19 protein-coding genes are annotated in these 16,884 nt (G+C 66.5%); 15 read left to right on the plus strand and 4 right to left on the minus strand.

The window, feature by feature from the left end; all coding sequences use genetic code 11:
• The first annotated feature begins 88 nt into the window (after window positions 1-88).
• From Rhe02_RS42515 to Rhe02_RS42535, 5 genes are read left to right on the plus strand one after another with little or no spacing between them, the layout of a single operon-like run.
• Window positions 89-334, plus strand: a complete 246-nt coding sequence (locus Rhe02_RS42515) for an acyl carrier protein (protein WP_203914205.1) — start codon at window positions 89-91, stop codon at window positions 332-334.
• Entirely contained in the window at window positions 324-1,067 is a 744-nt protein-coding gene (locus Rhe02_RS42520) for an SDR family NAD(P)-dependent oxidoreductase (protein WP_239124410.1), read from the plus strand. Before Rhe02_RS42515 ends, Rhe02_RS42520 begins: the two co-directional genes overlap by 11 nt.
• Window positions 1,064-2,464 (plus strand): AMP-binding protein, encoded by a 1,401-nt coding sequence (locus Rhe02_RS42525; protein ID WP_203914221.1) that lies wholly within the window; start codon window positions 1,064-1,066, stop codon window positions 2,462-2,464. Before Rhe02_RS42520 ends, Rhe02_RS42525 begins: the two co-directional genes overlap by 4 nt.
• A gap of 8 nt (window positions 2,465-2,472) precedes the next feature.
• Window positions 2,473-3,528 (plus strand): LuxE/PaaK family acyltransferase, encoded by a 1,056-nt coding sequence (locus tag Rhe02_RS42530; protein ID WP_239124414.1) that lies wholly within the window; start codon window positions 2,473-2,475, stop codon window positions 3,526-3,528.
• Complete coding sequence (locus Rhe02_RS42535; RefSeq protein ID WP_239124415.1) at window positions 3,525-4,757, plus strand: acyl-CoA reductase; 1,233 nt, start codon at window positions 3,525-3,527, stop codon at window positions 4,755-4,757. Before Rhe02_RS42530 ends, Rhe02_RS42535 begins: the two co-directional genes overlap by 4 nt.
• A gap of 4 nt (window positions 4,758-4,761) precedes the next feature.
• On the opposite strand, the gene Rhe02_RS42540 is transcribed toward Rhe02_RS42535, so the two are convergent.
• The gene (locus Rhe02_RS42540; RefSeq protein ID WP_203914209.1) at window positions 4,762-5,460 is read right to left on the minus strand and encodes a class I SAM-dependent methyltransferase; all 699 of its coding nucleotides are present in this window, start codon (window positions 5,458-5,460) and stop codon (window positions 4,762-4,764) included.
• Window positions 5,461-5,574: 114 nt separating this feature from the next.
• Between Rhe02_RS42540 and Rhe02_RS42545 the strand changes: the two genes are divergently transcribed.
• Complete coding sequence (locus tag Rhe02_RS42545; protein ID WP_203914210.1) at window positions 5,575-6,024, plus strand: GtrA family protein; 450 nt, start codon at window positions 5,575-5,577, stop codon at window positions 6,022-6,024.
• Here the strand turns inward: Rhe02_RS42545 and Rhe02_RS42550 are convergent.
• On the minus strand, window positions 6,018-7,031 hold the full coding sequence (locus Rhe02_RS42550) for a coiled-coil domain-containing protein (RefSeq protein WP_239124411.1): 1,014 nt from the start codon (window positions 7,029-7,031) through the stop codon (window positions 6,018-6,020). The two genes, Rhe02_RS42545 and Rhe02_RS42550, sit on opposite strands and share 7 nt — an antisense overlap.
• 234 nt (window positions 7,032-7,265) lie before the next feature.
• On the opposite strand from Rhe02_RS42550, the gene Rhe02_RS42555 reads away from it, so the two are divergent.
• Entirely contained in the window at window positions 7,266-7,748 is a 483-nt protein-coding gene (locus tag Rhe02_RS42555; RefSeq protein ID WP_203914211.1) for a GNAT family N-acetyltransferase, read from the plus strand.
• Here the strand turns inward: Rhe02_RS42555 and Rhe02_RS42560 are convergent.
• Window positions 7,709-8,212, minus strand: a complete 504-nt coding sequence (locus Rhe02_RS42560; RefSeq protein WP_203914212.1) for a hypothetical protein — start codon at window positions 8,210-8,212, stop codon at window positions 7,709-7,711. The genes Rhe02_RS42555 and Rhe02_RS42560 overlap by 40 nt on opposite strands.
• Window positions 8,213-8,288: 76 nt before the next feature.
• On the opposite strand from Rhe02_RS42560, the gene Rhe02_RS42565 reads away from it, so the two are divergent.
• Entirely contained in the window at window positions 8,289-9,503 is a 1,215-nt protein-coding gene (locus Rhe02_RS42565; RefSeq protein WP_203914213.1) for a hypothetical protein, read from the plus strand.
• Here the strand turns inward: Rhe02_RS42565 and Rhe02_RS42570 are convergent.
• Complete coding sequence (locus Rhe02_RS42570; protein ID WP_239124412.1) at window positions 9,500-9,823, minus strand: hypothetical protein; 324 nt, start codon at window positions 9,821-9,823, stop codon at window positions 9,500-9,502. The two genes, Rhe02_RS42565 and Rhe02_RS42570, sit on opposite strands and share 4 nt — an antisense overlap.
• Window positions 9,824-9,850: 27 nt before the next feature.
• On the opposite strand from Rhe02_RS42570, the gene Rhe02_RS42575 reads away from it, so the two are divergent.
• The 7 genes from Rhe02_RS42575 (at window position 9,851) to Rhe02_RS42605 (ending at window position 16,286) form a co-directional block, all read left to right on the plus strand.
• Window positions 9,851-10,648, plus strand: coding sequence for an inositol monophosphatase family protein (locus Rhe02_RS42575; RefSeq protein ID WP_203914214.1), 798 nt, complete (start codon window positions 9,851-9,853; stop codon window positions 10,646-10,648).
• Window positions 10,649-10,677: 29 nt separating this feature from the next.
• Window positions 10,678-11,736, plus strand: coding sequence for a coiled-coil domain-containing protein (locus Rhe02_RS42580; RefSeq protein ID WP_239124413.1), 1,059 nt, complete (start codon window positions 10,678-10,680; stop codon window positions 11,734-11,736).
• Between the two features lie 122 nt (window positions 11,737-11,858).
• The gene (locus Rhe02_RS42585) at window positions 11,859-13,016 is read left to right on the plus strand and encodes a substrate-binding domain-containing protein (protein ID WP_203914215.1); all 1,158 of its coding nucleotides are present in this window, start codon (window positions 11,859-11,861) and stop codon (window positions 13,014-13,016) included.
• A 9-nt stretch (window positions 13,017-13,025) separates the two neighbouring features.
• Entirely contained in the window at window positions 13,026-13,763 is a 738-nt protein-coding gene (locus Rhe02_RS42590) for an ABC transporter ATP-binding protein (RefSeq protein ID WP_203914216.1), read from the plus strand.
• On the plus strand, window positions 13,760-14,446 hold the full coding sequence (locus Rhe02_RS42595; protein ID WP_203914217.1) for an ABC transporter ATP-binding protein: 687 nt from the start codon (window positions 13,760-13,762) through the stop codon (window positions 14,444-14,446). The genes Rhe02_RS42590 and Rhe02_RS42595 overlap by 4 nt, the downstream gene beginning before the upstream one ends.
• Window positions 14,446-15,303, plus strand: a complete 858-nt coding sequence (locus Rhe02_RS42600; RefSeq protein ID WP_203914218.1) for a branched-chain amino acid ABC transporter permease — start codon at window positions 14,446-14,448, stop codon at window positions 15,301-15,303. Before Rhe02_RS42595 ends, Rhe02_RS42600 begins: the two co-directional genes overlap by 1 nt.
• Entirely contained in the window at window positions 15,300-16,286 is a 987-nt protein-coding gene (locus Rhe02_RS42605) for a branched-chain amino acid ABC transporter permease (protein ID WP_203914219.1), read from the plus strand. Before Rhe02_RS42600 ends, Rhe02_RS42605 begins: the two co-directional genes overlap by 4 nt.
• Window positions 16,287-16,884 lie beyond the last annotated feature (598 nt).

Here is a 16,884-nt window from a genome sequence, read left to right on the forward strand (position 1 = left end):
CTCGCTCGTTATCGTGCCCGACGGTACACTAGCCCCGCCTAGCAGGCTGACCTCAGCCGATGACACCCGTCGAACAGGATCTTGGTTTATGAGCAACGTCGATCGCCTTCGTAAGTCCTTCCGGACCGCCCTCGACCTGTCAAGTGACTACGACGTCGACTCGCTCGAATACCGTGGCATCGAAAAATGGGACTCGCTGGCGCACATGGCCCTCGTCGCCACCCTGGAGGACGAGTTCGGCGTCATGATCGACACGGACGAGGTCATCGACATGAGCTCGTTCACCAAGGCCTGCGAGATCCTGACCAAGCAGGGTGTTGACTTTGGCGAGTGAAGGACGCATCGCTTTCGTCACCGGCTCCTCGCGCGGCATAGGCCGCGCCATCGCGCAGCGGCTGGCCGCTGACGGCTACACCCTGGTATTGCACGGGCGCACCGAAGGCGCTGCCGACGACGTCGCCAAGCAGCTGACCACGCAGCACGGCACCGAGGTCCTCACCGTGCACGGCGACATCGCTGAGCCCGCCGACATCAAGGGCATGTTCCGCCAGATATTCGACCGGTGGCGGCGCCTGGATGCCCTGGTGATCAACGCTGGCGTGCACGAGGCCGGTCTGCTCGGCATGATGAGCGACGCTTCCGTGGCCAACCTGTTCGCCGTCAACGCGATCGGGGCCACCCACACCCTGCAGTCGGGGGTCAAGCTGTTGCGCCGCGGCACATCGCCAGCCATCGTCCTGCTCACCTCGGTGATGGGCACCCATGGTGCGGCCGGTCAGGCGGTCTATGGCGCTTCCAAAGCCGCCGTCGCCGGGCTGACCCGCGGCGCGGCCAAGGAGCTCGGCGCGGCCGGCATCCGTGTCAACGCGATCGCTCCCGGCTTCGTCGCCACCGACATGCTCGCCACCCTTGACGAGCAGGGTCGCCAAAAGCAGGTCGCCGCAACGGCTTTGGGCCGGCTGGGTGAGCCGGAGGAGATCGCCGATGTGGCCGCCTTCCTGCTCTCCGACGCGGCTCGTTTCGTCACCGGCCAGATCATTGGCGTAGACGGAGGATTGGTCGTCTGATGGCGCTCGTGCACCCGAGCGCTCGCCTCGTCGACGCGGGCTCAGGAGCGGTCCTGAGCGGCGATGCGCTGACCGCTGCCATCGCCATGAGGGTCGAAGCCTTGGCACAGCTCCAATCCGGCGTGGTCTTCGCGCGCTTTCCCAACGATGTCGAGTCGGTGTTGCGGTACCTGGCCGGGTGGCAGGCGCTGCGTCCGATGGCGCTCATCGATCCGGGCCTGCCCGCCGCCACCCTCGCCGATCTGGTCGAGCGCTTCGAGCCCGCGCTGGTAACCGGAGTCATCGGGTCGCCGCCGCCTGGCTATCGTGTCGTCGACGACGCCTTGCTTGGCCCGCTGTGGGAAAGAATCGCGCGGCCGGCGCATGAGCCGCATCCGGCGCTGGGCGTGCTGCTGGCCACCTCCGGCTCGACCGGCAACCCGAAGTTCGTCCGGCTTTCCCGGGAGGCGATCACCGCCAACGCGACAGCCATCGCCGAGGCGCTCCACATTGCGCCCGAGGAGCTGGCCCCCACCAACCTGTCGCTGTTCTACAGCTACGGGATGTCGGTGCTCAACAGCCACCTCACGGCCGGCGCCGGTGTTCTGGTGCAGTCACACAGCCTGTTGGAACGGCCGTTCTGGGAGGACCTGGCCCGGTACGAGGCCACCTCGCTGGCCGCTGTCCCGTACCAGTACGAGATGTTGCGCCGCTTGCGTTTCGACCCGGCCAAGTATCCGCGGCTGCGCACCCTCACCCAGGCCGGGGGCAGGCTGCGCACCGAGCTCGTCACCGACTTCCACGCCCGCATGCAGACCGTCGACGGGCGCATGTTCGTCATGTACGGCCAGACCGAAGCCGGCCCGCGAATGACCACCCTGCCCTCGGCCCGCCTGCCCGAGAAGCTGGGCTCGGTCGGTCCCGCCATCCCCGGTGGGCGGCTGTCGGTGAAGCTCGAGGACGGCAGCGAGACCAGCCAGCCCGGCATCACCGGCGAGGTCATCTATCGTGGCCCCAACGTGATGATGGGCTACGCCGAGCGCGCCGCCGATCTGAGCCTCGGCGACGAGCAGGGCGGCGCGCTGGTCACCGGCGACCTCGGCTGGCTCGACGAAGACGGCTATCTGTTCATCAGCGGCCGCCTCAAGCGTTTCGGCAAGGTGTTCGGCGTTCGGCTCAACCTTGACGACGTGGAAAAGCTGTTGCGCGACCGCGGGCCGGTGGCGGCGGTCAGCGGCGACGACAAGATCGTCATCTGGGCCGAGGACGCCGAAGACGACGTCCGGCGCGAGATGGCCAGCGAGCTTGCCGAAAAGCTCAACCTGCACTGGTCCGGCTTCGACGTCAGAAACATCGACAGTCTTCCCCTGCTCGCCAGTGGCAAGGTGGACTACCGCGCGCTGGAGAAGGCGATATGACAACGACCGTGGCCGACGGGGTGTTCACCCTTTCCCAGAGCGAAAAGCAGTCCCTGCTCCTGCCCGAGCTGGTGCGGCTCACCGAGCACCACCGCAACCATGGCGAGGCCTACGCGCGGATCCTTTCCGCGACCGGCCACGTTTCCGGGCGCGAATATCGGGAAGAGGCCGACCTGCCTTGGCTTCCGGTGCGGCTGTTCAAAACCCAAGTGCTCAAAAGCATTTCCGACGACGAGGTGTTCAAGGTGCTCACCTCGTCGGGCACCACCGGCGATGTGAGCCGCATCTTCCTGGACAAGGAGGCGGCCGCCGCGCAGACCCGGATGCTGTCCAAGACGATCCAGACGGTGCTGGGCAAGCAGCGCCTGCCGATGCTGGTGGTCGACACCACCGCGATCATCAAGGACCGCAAGTCTTTCAGCGCACGCGGCGCCGGCGTGCTGGGCATGATGAACTTCGGCCGCGATCATGTGTGGGCGCTGGACGCCGAGCAGCAGCCCGATCTGGAAGCGATCCGGGGTTTCCTGGCCAAACACGGCGACCAGCCGTTCCTGATCTTCGGCTTCACCTTCATGGTCTGGCTTTACCTCTATGAGCTGGCACGCGACCACAAGCTCGATCTGTCCAACGGCATCCTGGTGCATTCGGGTGGCTGGAAGAAACTCATCGACCGGTCGGTGGACAACGCCGAGTTCCGCCGGGCCTTCGCCGCTGACACCGGCCTGACCCGCATTCACAACTTCTACGGCATGGTCGAGCAGATCGGTGTGGTCTACCTCGAAGGCGCTGACGGCAATTCGCTGTACTGCCCCGACTTCGCCGATGTCATCATCCGCGACCCGCAGACCTGGGCCGAGCTGCCGCCTGGCCAGCCCGGTCTGGTGCAGGTGCTCAGCACGCTGCCGGAGTCCTACCCCGGGCACTCCTTGCTGACCGAAGACCTTGGCGTTGTTCACGGAGTGGACGACGGCCACTGGCCGGGCAAGCGATTCTCCATTCTGGGCAGGCTTCCCCGGGCCGAGGCCCGTGGTTGCAGCGACACCTTCAGCGCAGGAGCGGCCTGATGTTGACCCCGCGTTTTCCCGCAGCGGCGAACACCACCCCCGACGAGCTGTTGGCGTCGGTGACGACCGAGCCGACCGATGGAAGGCTGACGGTGGGGGATGATCGGGTCAGGGACTTCCTGATCGCGTTTTCCCGGCAGCTGCTGCGCCCGGAGATCGCCCGCCGCTTCCCCGAGCTGGGCTCGCTCGGCTTCTTCCTGCGTCGCGGGGAAATCGCCAAGTCGGTGGAGCGGCTTCACGACGGAAGCGCCGGAAGCCGTTTCGTGCCAAGGGGTCTGGTGCTGCACTTCCCACCGGCCAATGTGGACACCATCTTCGTCTACTCATGGGCGATGTCGGCGCTAGCCGGAAACAGCAACATCGTGCGCATCTCCAACCGCTCGGCGGGCGCCGCTGAGGTGGTCATCGAGACCCTCAACGCCACGCTGGCCGATGCCCATCCCGCCATCGCGCAGACCCAGCGGATGGTGACCTACGATCGCGACGACACCATCACCGCGAGCCTTTCCCTGGCTTGCGATCTGCGGGTGATCTGGGGTGGTGACCGGTCGGTCATCGACATCCGCCGCCACCCGCTGGCACCGCTCGCCCGCGACCTTGCCTTCCCCGACCGGTCTTCGTTCGCGGCGCTGTCGGTGCCGGCCTGGCAGGCCGCCGAGCCGACGGCCAAACGCCAAGCGGTGGAAGGGTTCGCCAACGACGTCTACTGGTTCGACCAGGCCGCGTGCTCTTCGCCGCGGGCCTTGTTCTGGGTGGGCGAGCCGGATGCCGCAACCGCGGCCCGGGAAGAGTTCATGGCGCTGTTGCCCGGGATAGTGGCAGGCCGGGGCTGGCAGGTCGACGCCGCGATGGCGGTGGAAAAGCACGTTGCCACCTACGGTCTGGCGGCCGAAGGCGTGGCGAGCCGGGTGCGCTTCTCCGGCAACGCGGTCGCCGAGGTAGACCTGGTGAGCCCCGAGGACATGCAGCGCCGCTGGCTGGGCGCGGGCACCATCTGCCACTCCACGGTCGGCTCGCTGGCCGATCTCGTGCCCTTGGTGCGGCGCAAGGATCAGACGCTGACCCAGTTCGGCTTCTCCGCGCAAGAGCTCGACACCTTCGTCGCGGAGGTGGCGGGCCGGGGCATCGACCGGATCGTGCCGTTCGGCTCGGCCCTGACCTTTGCCGGGGTGTGGGACGGTTACGACCTGCTGCGTGAGTTCACGCGGCAAACCACCATTTGGGTGTGAGCCCTTAGCTCGGGCGGCGTGCCCGCAACATCAACGACACTCCGCGCCGAGACTTGACCGGCAGGTAGCGCTCGAGCTTGACGATCGTCTCGAGACCGAAGTTGACCAGCGGGTGCACATCGGTGACGTCGCTGCCGCTGCTTTGCTTGCGGCGCATGGCCACCACCGGACGCAGCAGCACATTCCAGCTCCACAGGGTTTCCACCTGGAGCCCGGCACCGGATATCAACGCGTGCAGCGTCTCGCGGGTGTAGCGGCGGTAATGCCCGCTGGCCACATCATGGTCGGACCACAACGCCATGTCGCAGGGCACCGCGATCAGCGCAGTCCCACCCGGTTTGAGGACGCGGAAGATCTCGCCCGCGGCGAGGTAGTCCTCTTCGATGTGCTCCAGCACGTCGAAGGCCACCAGCAGGTCGAAGGCCTGCGAGTCCACCGGCAGCTTGCGCGCGTCGGCCTGAATCGCGTTCAGGCCGCGTGACTTGGCCACCTCCACGCCGGTGGGCAGGTACTCGGTGGCGAGCACGTCCCAGCCCATGCGCTGCAGGGTCAGCGAGTTGCCGCCGCCCGCCGCGCCCAGCTCGATCGCGCGGCCGGGCTTGCCTATCCGCTTCAGCTCGCGAGCGATGATGTGCCGCCGCTCCCTGTACCACCAGTGGGTGTCCTCGACCGAGGTGGTCAGCAAAATGTCAGATTCGTCCATCGCTGGTCCAATCTCTCGGGTCATCAGAACAGCTGATGCAGGTGCGGGCGATTCGAGCTGCGATGTTACACCAGCCTTTAGCTGCTTCCAGGACGGCTCAGATAGGGTGGCCCGGTGACTGAAAGCCGCGTTGCTCCGACCCAAAGCCGGCCCGTGAGCCTGGTGCTCGGCCTGCTCAGAGACCAGCGCGTGCGTTACCTGTTGGTCGGCGCCACCGCGACGGTGGTCTATTACGGGATCTTCGCCGGGCTGTGGCTGGTCAGCTCGGGCCACGTGCCCTACCTCGCGGTCGCCGTGATAGCCAACCTGTGCACCGCGGTGCTGACCTATCCGCTTTATCGCGTGGTGGTGTTCCGCACCGACGGGCCATGGTTCAGCAGCTTGGTGAAGTTCTACGTGGCGAGCCTGTGGGGCTTGCTTTTCGTATTCTTCGGGCTGCCGCTGCTGGTGGAGATCGCCAACGTTCCCGTGCTGGTGGCTCAGGCGGTCATGTTGCTGCTGATCCCGCTGATCAACTATCAGCTCAACAAGACGTGGGCGTTCTCCCGGAAAGCGTCTCAGTAAATCGATACGTGTACGTGGTTGGTGTGGTCGGGGCTGGGATTGTCGCCGCAGGTGGAGCCGGCCGTGTTGTAGTGACGCCAGCCCGCGCCGACGTGCCAGATGTTGCAGAACCAGACCACGTACATGACGCCTAGGGCGATCGCGTTCTTCACGAAGAAGGCGGCCAGATTGGCGCCATATTCCTTCTCCGCACCCTTGGCGGTGCCGTCGAAACCACCCGGCTCGGTGGCGAAGTCGCAGGCGCGGCCCTTGGGATGCTCCCACTTGTTGCCCGCTCTGAAGCAGGACACATAGTTGGTGAAGCCCGCCTTCTGCGCTTCCTTCATCGCCCACAGGGTGCGCGGGGTGATGCAGCCGTTGGTGGTCGGATCGTTGATGGAGCACCACTCGGGCGGCCAGCTGCCATCGGCAGCGCGCGGAGCGGGTGCGGCAGCGCGGGAGTTGGGGTCCAGCCAGCCCTTGGTGGCCCCCCCGCCGACCGAGGACAGGGCGTTTTCGGCGGCGGTCTTGCGTTTCGCCATTTCGGCGGTGGCTTCGGTCTGGCGGCGAATCTCCTCGTCGATCGCCTGCTTCGCTTCGTTGGCGCGGCGCTTGGCGTCGGCCAGCTGCGCCAGCCGCTCCTGGTCACGCTGAGCGATCTTGTCGAAGGCATTCGCGCGCCCGATGAACTGGTCGGGGCTGTTGGCGTTGAGCAGAGCGCTCAGGACGCCCATCCGGCCGGTCTTGTAGGCCTCTCCCGCCCATTTGCCCACGCTGACCCGCGCGCGGGCGATGTCGAGCTCGGCCACGGTGAGCTGTTCTTGCAGCTCCACCTGCCTGGTCTTGGAAGCGGTCAGGGCCGCCTCCGCGTCGAGCCAGCCGATCGCGGCGGCTTCCAGATTTGAGCGCAGCTTGTCGAGCGTGGGCGCGCCCTCATCGGGTGGAGTGGTGGGCAGCGGGGATGGCTCGGCCCAAGCCGGCCCAGCGAGGCCAATCAGCATCAGCAAAGCGGCAACTACAGCGGTCACAGCTGGCCGACGCCGGTAAGGGGTCACGAGCCTGGAGTTTGCCAGAAGTGAATAAGGTTTTCCAGACTTCGTAATGCGCCGGAGCATTGAAGTGTGCGTGTGACGACCAGTGATTGGCTGGTAACAAGGTTGCCTCTGGGGAATCAGAGTTCGACCGCGAATGACCGTCACCATCGTCTGTCTACAGTCGACAGACCTCGGCGGCGGCGGATCCGCGCCGGTAGCCTTGTCCAGGTGAAGGTCGTAGTGCCGTTGACGGTAAGGGATTTCGTCGCGGCCGACCTGCCCAGCTGTGCCTGGTCGGGGTCGCCGACCCACCTCAGGTCGGTCGCCGCGGCACTGGAGCGGGCCAGGGCGGGCGTGGTCGACTATCTGGTGGTCTGCCCGCCGGCGGGACTGCCGATTGCCAAGGGCGGCGTGGACTATGAAGCCAGCCCCGGTGCAGGTGTCATCTGGCAGGTGGCGGTGCATCCCGCGCTGCAGTCGTGCGGGATAGGGACGATCCTGATGCGCTCGCTTGAGGAGCGGATTGCCGCGAGGGGACTGAACCGCGCGGAGCTTCTAGTGGAGTTCGACAATCCGCGTGCAAAAGCGCTTTACGAGCGATTGGGGTATCAGGTCTTCGGCCAGCGAGCCGAATCGTGGGACCACGAGGGGCCCGAAGGCGAGATCGTGCGCTATGAGACCGTCTGCGACACGATGTTCAAGGAGCTTTGAAGGGCCAGCTTTTCCAGGCGCGCGGTCACCCCACCCGGACGTCTGCCCAGCTGTTTGGCGATCTCACGGATGGAGATGCCGGTGCGGTAGAGCTCGAGCAGCCGCTGCTCCTCCGCGTCGGACCACGATCTATAGGCGTTGGGGTGCTCACGCCGGCGCTCCGCGACCGAGTAGGCCCGATCGTCGAGCTGAATGCCCTGCCAGGCGGCGATGCTCGCCAGCTCGGGCTTGAGGATGCGGGCGATGACCGGCAGGTCTTCGCGGGCGATGATGCCGCTGAACTCATTGAGCTCCATCGCGTCGACGGGGCCGCTGCGCACCGAGATCTCGGTGCGCCCGTCGGCGAGGATGGAAGCGGTGATCTGGTAGGTGCGGCCACCGTCGGTGAACTCCCTTTCGAGCGACATGCGCGCCGACGGCGACGCTGGGGAGGGCTCGTCGTCAAGCCACTCAGTCTCATCCATGCGAGGACGGTAGCCTTCCCCTCCGACAAATTCTCAGATCCGGGAACCCGGTCAGCGGATCGCGACTCATCGAAGCATGACTACCAGACGTGAGGTTCTTAGCGCTGCCGCGTTGGCGTCGCTGGGCGGGCTGCTCGCGGCGTGCCAGGAGCCGCCGGCGCAATCGGTGCAGGGGGGCGACCGGCTCCTGGTCTCGCACCGCGATGGATTGGGCATCTTTTCCGCCGGTACCAAGAAATGGCTGGCAGAACCCAAAACGGCCGCGACCGGCGGAGCCAATCTGGCCTGCGTCGAAGACGGCTCGCTGGTGGTGCGCGACTGCGCCACCGCCCGGGTGAGCACCAAGGCGACGCTGCCGGGCCTGTGGACGCCGCGCGCCGCGAGTCACGATCAGGTGGCGCTGCTCGCCGGAAGCCATGCCGCCGCGGACATCTACCGGCCCGAGCCGCGGGTGAGCACCTCGCTGCTGGTGATGCGAGATGGCAAGGAGCGCAAGCGTTTTGAGCTCGACGGCAACCTGGAACCGGAGGCTTTCTCCAGCGACGGCGAGCGCCTCTATCTCTTGGACTACCTGCCGCCCAAGGCGCCGGACGTCTACCGGGTGCGGGTGCTGAACATCCTTACCGGTCAGGTCGATCCGCTCTCGACGCGCACCAAGACGGTGGTGCCGACCAGCGCCGAGGAGGTCATGCGAGGCCGGGGAAGGCACGCGGTTTACGACTCCCGGCAAGGGATCCTGTTCACCCTTTACACCCATCTCGGCGACCATCAGCACACCGGGGAGCTGCTCGGCGTGCGGCCGGGAGCGCCCAACGTGCACGCGTTCATCCACTCGCTTCATCTGCAGGACGGGTGGGCGTTCTGCATCGACCTGCCGGCCCCCTTCGGCACGGGTGCGGCGGAGGGCCACACGATCGCCATGTCCGAGTCCGGGTTCGAGCTCTACGCGATCTCCGCGGAGCACGGAACGGTGGCGGTGATCGACCCGAGCACGCTGGCCATCACGCAGACAAGGACCTTTAGCCCGGCGGCCGGGACGGCCTACGCGCTGGGCCTAGCGGAAGATCGTCTCCTGGTAGGCGCGGGCCGCCAGCTGAAGATCCTGCACGGGCGTGAGCGCGACCGGAAAGACGAGTGGGCACTCGACTTCGACCTGCGCGGCCTGGCGCTGGGCAGCCGGCTCTGGGCCGGCCGCGACGGCGGGGTCAGCGCGCTTGATCTCGAGAAGCGCCAGGAGATCGATCGGGCCGAAATCCCCGCGCTGACCGCCCTGCGCCAGGCCTTCGCCTAGCGAGCGATTTCGACCTTGGCCTCGCTCTCGGTGAGGCCCTTAAGGGTGACCGTAAAGTCACCGACCTCGACCTTTTGATCGTTCTGCACTGTGACCTCCTGCCCGGCCACCTTCAGCGTCGCGGTGGTGTCTGTCGCGCTGACCAGCGCCACCTCGACGCCGAGGACGCTTGCCTTGGCGCCGTCGACACCACGATCGAAGGTGATGGTGCAGGCCGACGTGCTGCTGCAGCTAGTTGACGCTCCCTCGCTACTACATCCGGCCGCTGACGCGAACAGACCCGCGGACAATGCCAGTGTGGCGATCACTCGTGCAACCATGAGGTGATCCTATCGAGAGGGCGCTAAATGATTGAGCGGGTCGTTTCGGTGCTGCGCGAGGTTGGCGACGAGCTGGTGCTGCCGAGGTTTCGCAATCTGACCGAGGGCGAGGTGCTGGAGAAGAGCCCGGGCGACATCGTGACCATTGTGGACAGGCAGGCCGAGCGGGAGCTGGAGACCAGGCTGACGGCGTTGCTGCACGGCTCGCTGGCGGTGGGGGAGGAAGCGGTCGCCGCCGACCACCGCGTGCTTGAGCGGATTGGCGACCCCGGCCCGGTCTGGCTGATCGACCCGATCGACGGCACCGGCAACTTTGCTGCCGGAAAAGAGCCATTTGCCCTGATGGTTGCACTTTTGCGGGGCGGGAACCCAGTCCTCGCGGTGATTTACGAACCCGTTCCCGGCACGGTCACCACAGCCGAATTGGGTTCTGGGTCCTATATAGACGGTGTGCGGACCACGATGGATCAGACTCCGGTCAGCAAACCGGGCGATATGTCGGGCGCGCTGGCCACCACGTATCTGCCGGAATCACTCAAGGAACAGGTGATTTCGCGGGCATCTCTGCTGGGCAGGGCCATGCCGCCGCAATACTGCGCCGGGCGCGAGTACCCGAATTTGATTCGTGGCGAACAGCATTTCACCCTTTTCTGGCGAAGCCTGCCCTGGGACCACGCGCCCGGAGCGCTCATCACGCGCGAAGCCGGCGGTGTGGTTCGTCATTTCGACGGCACCGACTATGACCCGGCGCAGCCCCGCCTAGGCCTTCTGGCCTGCCGAGATGAGGAAGTTTTTCACCTTGCGAAGCACACGCTGCTGGAGTGATATTGAAGCTTCATGTAATGTGACCGACCGTGACCCCCACGGTGCCCCCTCATCGCCGCCGAAGGTCCAGACCCGCGACGGCCATCCTCACGGCGCTGCTGGTGCTGCTGGGCTTCGCCTCCCCTGCCTGGGCTGAGCCGAATCCGACCGCGCCGCCGAACGAGGGCAGCACCCCAACGCTCGACACCCTGCGCACCAACCTCGAGTCGGCCGCCATCGGCTGGCTCGACGCCGAAGCCGCGCTGAGCGGGTCCAAAGCCAAGCAGGCCGAGCTGCAGAACATCCTGACCCTCGCCGAGCTGGACATCGCCCGGGCCCGGGTGGGAGTGGGGCGTTATGCCGGGGAGGCCTACAAGACGGGCCGGTTCGGTGTCCTGAGCGCGTTGCTCAATGCCAACAACCCCGACCAATTCCTCGGGCGCGCGCAGGCCATGGAAAAAGTCACGCAGCGTGATCAGACGATCCTGTCTCAGTTGGCGGACGCGAAGCGCCGCGCGGCCGAGGCGAAGAAGGCGATCGACGACGAGATTCAGAATCAGGCCAACGCCCTGGCCGAAATGGCCAAGCGCAAGACCGCGGCCGAGCGCGCCCTCTCCGCCGTCGGCGGTGGCGCGACCCGCGGCTGGCTCGACCCGAATTCGCGCGCCGCAGCCCCCGCTCCGCGCAACGCCAACGGAAGCTGGCCGTCGGAGACGTGTTCCATCAACGACCCCACCACGAGTGGCTGCATCACGCCGCGCACGCTGTGGGCGATGAAGGAAGCGCAGAAGGCGGGCTTCACCCGCTACGTCTCGTGCTATCGGCCGGGCGACAAGTGGGAGCATCCCAAGGGCCGAGCCTGCGACTTCTCCGCCAACAAGAGTGGCTTCATCAACGCGAGCGCCAGCGGCGACGACAAGACCTACGGCAACAACCTTGCGTACTTCTTCGTCAAGAACGCGATCGCGCTCGGCGTCATGTACGTCGTCTGGTACTGCGATATCTGGCATGTGGGTTCAGGCTGGAGCAAATACAACTCCGCCGGGTCAAATTGCGGCGACTCGCCGGCCGGTGATCACACCAACCACGTTCACGTGTCCATCTACTAGTGCCGCTCGCCATTACTTGCGCCGCCGGTGTGGGGGAAACCCACATAGCCGCTTGTGACACCGCTCTCTAGCGTAGGCCCGACCACGAAACGACATGCGGGCGAAACATTGGAGATGCAGCAGTGCGAAAGCGACTCATCATTCTCGCCGCGGCGCTCTTCGCTGCGGGTTGTAGCAGTCCTCAGGAGGCCGCGGCACCTCAGGCTGGGGCACCGGTCAAGGTAGGCCTGGTCTACTCGCAGTCAGGCGCGCTAGCTAGTTACGGCAAGCAGTACATAGAGGGTTTCAAAGCCGGTCTGGCCAAGGCCACCGGCGGCACGAACAAGGTGAACGGCCGCGCGATCGAGGTGACCGAGGCCGACGACGCCGGTGACCCGGCCAAGGCGGTGTCGGCGGCCAAGGATCTGATCGGCAAGGGTGCGAAGATCATCGCCGGGTCGACCTCTTCCGGGGTGGCCCTGCAGGTGGCGCCGATCGCGGCCCAGAACAAGGTGCTGTTCATCTCCGGCCCGGCCGCCACCGATGCGCTGACCGGCGTCAACCGGTACACGTTCCGGTCCGGGCGGCAGTCGTACCAGGACGTGATGGCGGCCAAGTCGTTCATCTCCGCCCCGGCCGGCAAGAATGTCCTCGTCTTCGCCCAGGAAGGGGCTTTCGGTACCTCGAACGTCGCCGCGGTCACCGCCGTGATCGGTGGAGCCGGCGCCAAGGTGACGAGCATTCTGGTCCCCGCCGACGCCAAGGACTTCACGCCGTTCGCGAGCCAGATCAAGACCGCGAAGCCGGACCTGGTCTTCGTGGCCTGGGCGGGAACCACCGCCGCGGCCATGTGGAACGCGCTCGACCAGCAGGCCGTGCTCGCCACCACGACGGTGGTCACCGGCCTGGACCAGAAGGCCTCCCACGCCACCTTCGGCGCGGCGGGCGAGAAGGTGTCGTTCCTGTCGCACTACTTCGATGGCGCGACCGACAACGACTTCGCCAAGTCCGCTGCCGCCAACGTGAGCGGTGGCCTGGACATCTTCTCCCCGGACGGCTTCAACGCGGCCCAGATGATCGTTCGCGCGATCGGCGAGGGTGGCGACGACGTCGAGAAGATGATTACCGCGCTGGAGGGCTGGAGCTTCGACGGGGTCAAGGGCAAGAACACGGTCCGCAAGGACGACCACGCCCTGCTGCAGCCGATGTTCCAGGTCAAGCTGGTCGCGGGCAAGCCGCAGCTGATCAAGGCGCTGAACCCGGACGAGGTTTCGCCGCCCGCAGTAGCAATGAAGGGCTGACCCGAAGCGATGTCAGTACTCACCACCGAGGGACTCACCTGGAAGATCGGTGAGGTGTCCATTGTGGACAACGTGTCGATCGAGCTGAACCAGGGCGAGTTCCTCGGGGTGATCGGGCCGAACGGCGCGGGTAAGACCTCCCTTTTCAATCTCATCTCCGGGCTGCGCCCGGTCACCGCCGGCCGGGTAAGCCTGCGGGGCGAGGACATCACCGGCCTTGCCCCGCACCAACGGGCCCGCCGCGGGCTCGGGCGCACCTTTCAAGCCTCCTCGGTCTTCGGCGCGCTGACCGTGGCCGAGAACGTCAGGCTCGCGGTGCAGGCCCGGATGGGCGGCTCGATGGCCCTGTGGCGGCGCGCCAGCGCCAACCGGGCGGTCATCGAGAAAGCCGATTCGTGCCTTACCGCAGTGGGTCTGGCCCATCGGGCCGAGGCGCTGGCCGCCACGCTGGCCCACGGCGAGAAGCGCAAGCTGGAAATCGCTCTGCTGCTGGCCGCGGACCCGGCCGTGCTCCTGCTCGACGAACCCATGGCGGGCGTGTCGGCCGAGGACGTACCGGAACTGGTCGAGGTCATCAAAGGCCTGACCGGAAGCGTTCTCATGGTGGAACACCACATGGACGTCATCCTTGAAGTGGCGGACCGGATAGCCGTGATGCACCACGGCGCGCTGCTCGCCTGCGACACCCCAGCCGCGGTGATGGCCAATGCCGTAGTGCAAGAGGCCTACCTGGGGGAGGAGCTGTGATTCTCAGCCTCAAGGACGTCTCCGTCCGGCTCAGCGGCCTGCACATCCTGCAGGGCATCTCTTTCGATGTGGCGGCCAGTGGGATCACCGTGCTGCTGGGCCGCAACGGCGTCGGGAAGACCACCACGCTGCGGGCGATTCTCGGGCTGGCGCCGGCCACCGGTTCGCTGACCTTTGAGGGCCAATCCATCGCCGGCCAGCGCACCCATCGTCTTGTCCAAAGTGGACTCGGTTACGTCCCCGAGGACCGCTGTGTCTTCGCCGGCTTGACCGTCGCCGAAAACCTCCGCCTGGCCGCGTTGCGCGAACCCAACTACGACCTCGTCTTCGAGCTGTTCCCCGTGCTCAAGCAGCGCCTCTCGCAGACCGCGGGTTCGCTGTCGGGCGGCCAGCAGCAGATGCTCTCGCTGGGCCGGGTGCTGCTCAACTCGCACAAGCTCCTGCTCGTCGACGAGCCCACCAAAGGCCTGGCGCCCAAGGTGGTCACCGAGGTGGCCGTGGCCCTGGAGCTGGTTTCGCAACGGGTGCCGGTGCTGCTGGTCGAGCAGAACCTCGCCGTGGTCAGACGCCTCGCGGCCGACGCCGTGGTGCTCGCGTCGGGCCGGGTCGCCTGGACCGGATCCGCGACCACACTGCTCGGCGATGCCTCGCTGACGAAGTCTTTGCTGGGGGTCGGTCACTGATGTCCACCATCGTCCTGCTGGCGATCACCGGGCTCGGTCTCGCCGCGCTCTACTTCCTTGTCGCGTCTGGGCTTTCGCTCGTTTTCGGGCTGGCCGACGTGCTGAACTTCGCCCACGGGCTCTTCCTGTCCATCGGCGCCTACGGGACGTGGTGGGCCTACCCGCATGTCGGGTTCGTGGCCGCTGTGGCTTTCGGGGTGGTGGTCGGCGCGCTCGCCGCGGTGCTTGTCGAGCTGGTCCTCATCCGGCCCCTGTACAAGCGCACCATCGAACAGGTGCTGGTGACCGTCGGGCTCTCCCTGGCCGGAGTGGCATTGCTACAGGCCACTTTCGGGGCCGACGCGCGTCCCTTCCCGCGTCCACAGTGGACACAGCACGTGCTGTCGATCGGTGGTGCGCTGGTGCCGGTGGACCGGATCCTGCTCATCGTGGCCGCGCTGGGCGTGCTTGGGGCGCTGCTGGGTTTCTTGCGCTGGACCAGGTACGGGCTGATCGTGCGGGCCGGGGTGGAAAACCGGGAGATGGTCACCGCGCTCGGCATCGATGTGCGCAAAGCTTTCACGCTCGTGTTCGCCATCGGCGGTGCCGCGGCCGCTCTGGCCGGCGCGCTCGGCGGCGTCTACCTGGGCAGTATCTCGCCCACCACGGGCGCTTCCCTGCTCATCTTCGCCTTCATCGTGGTCGTCATCGGCGGCATGGGCTCGGTGATCGGCTCGGCCGTGGCCGCGGTCGCGGTCGGCCTGCTCCAGCAGTTCGTCAACTACTACAGCACCGGCATGGGCGACATCTGCGTGGTCGCCCTGCTCGCCGTCGTCCTGCTGGTGCGTCCCGGCGGGCTGACCCGGAGGACCGCATGAACGCCTTGACACGCTGGTGGCCGGTCGGTGCCTTCCTCCTGCTGATCGCGATCCCCTATAACGCGCTGACCAACGCGCCCGGGACGTTGCAGCTGCTGGCTCTCTGCCTCGTCTTCGGTGGCCTCGCCGCCGGCTACGACCTCCTATTTGGACGGACAGGCCTGCTCTCCTTCGGCCACGCCCTCTATTTCGCCATCGGCGTCTACGTCACCGCGATTCTGGTCACCGAAGTCGGCCTCCCGCTGGCCATGCTCTTCGCCCTGCTGGCCGGCACCACCGTGGCGGCCGCACTGGGTGCGATTGCGCTACGGGTTAAGGGAATCGCCTTCTCCATGGTGACCCTGGCCTTCGCCCAGGTTGGTGCCATCCTGGTGGCCCGCAATCCCGGTGGCCTCACCGGCGGCGAGGAGGGCCTGCCCCTTTCCTCCGGCCTACCCTCATTCCTGATCGGTGTCGCCAACACCGTCAACCTCTATTGGCTGGCCGTCGCCTACCTCACGCTCGTAGTCGTTGTCCTGCACCGGGTCGCCCAATCCCCCACCGGCCGCGTCTTCGCCGGCATCCGCGACGACGCCCTGCGCGTAGACGTCCTAGGCCTCAACCCCTACCGCTACAAGCTCGTCGCCTTCACCCTCGCCGGCGCGTTAGCCGCATTAGGCGGCGCCGTATACGTTCTAGTCGTCGGCGGCGCCTCCACCCACGTCGCCTCCTCCGACCTGACCCTCACCCTGCTCATCATGGTGGTCCTAGGCGGCCCCGGCACCCGCTTCGGCCCGGTCATCGGCGGCATCCTCTTCACCTTCCTAGACCACCGCCTATCCCAACTAGGCGTCACCTTCGACCTCCCCGGCCCCCTCGCCGAGCCCCTATTCATCCTCGGCACCCTATTCATCCTCGCCGTCTACTTCTTCCCCGGCGGCCTAGCCACCCTCGGCCGCCGAGTCACCTCCCGACGCACCGCCCTCTCCCGCTCCGCCCCCTAACCTCCCGCGCCAGCATGCCGCTTTCCTGTGCACAGGCCCGTCCCCCGCTGCCCCTAACCTCTCGCGCCATCACGCTTTCCTGTGCACGGCGCTGTCCTGCGCTGTCCCATGGCCTTCCGCGCCAGCGTGCCGCTTTCCTGTGCACCGACCTGTCCTGCGCTGTCCCATAGCCTTCCGCGCCAGCGTTCTGCTTCCCTGTCCCGTTCCGCCATAGCCTTTCTTTGCGCCGCTACGTTGTGGTCCTTCACCGCACCTCCCGGGCGGCGACGCTGCGCCCGTGCTTGGCCGCGCCCGGCGGCTGCGCCGCCGACTCCCAGGCGCTAGATCGTCTCCAAGCTCTCCCGGGCACGACTGCTCTTCGCGTGTATGTCCATCTCTGCAACACCAGCCTGATGCAGAGATGGACATACACGCCGACGCCATGCCGTCGCGGCAGCGAGCCGATCGCTTACTCAACAATTTCTCTTGACATAGGAGCGATGCAAGCCCTGTGCTCTCACCTCGTGACGCCGCACTCTGGAACAAAAATGGCTACGCCACAAGGCATTCCGTCAACTGGAGCTGCCGCGACCTCGCATTTCATCGCTTAGATCCATTG

This window comes from Rhizocola hellebori (genome assembly GCF_016862955.1).
In the GTDB taxonomy this organism is placed as follows: Bacteria; Actinomycetota; Actinomycetes; order Mycobacteriales; family Micromonosporaceae; genus Rhizocola; species Rhizocola hellebori.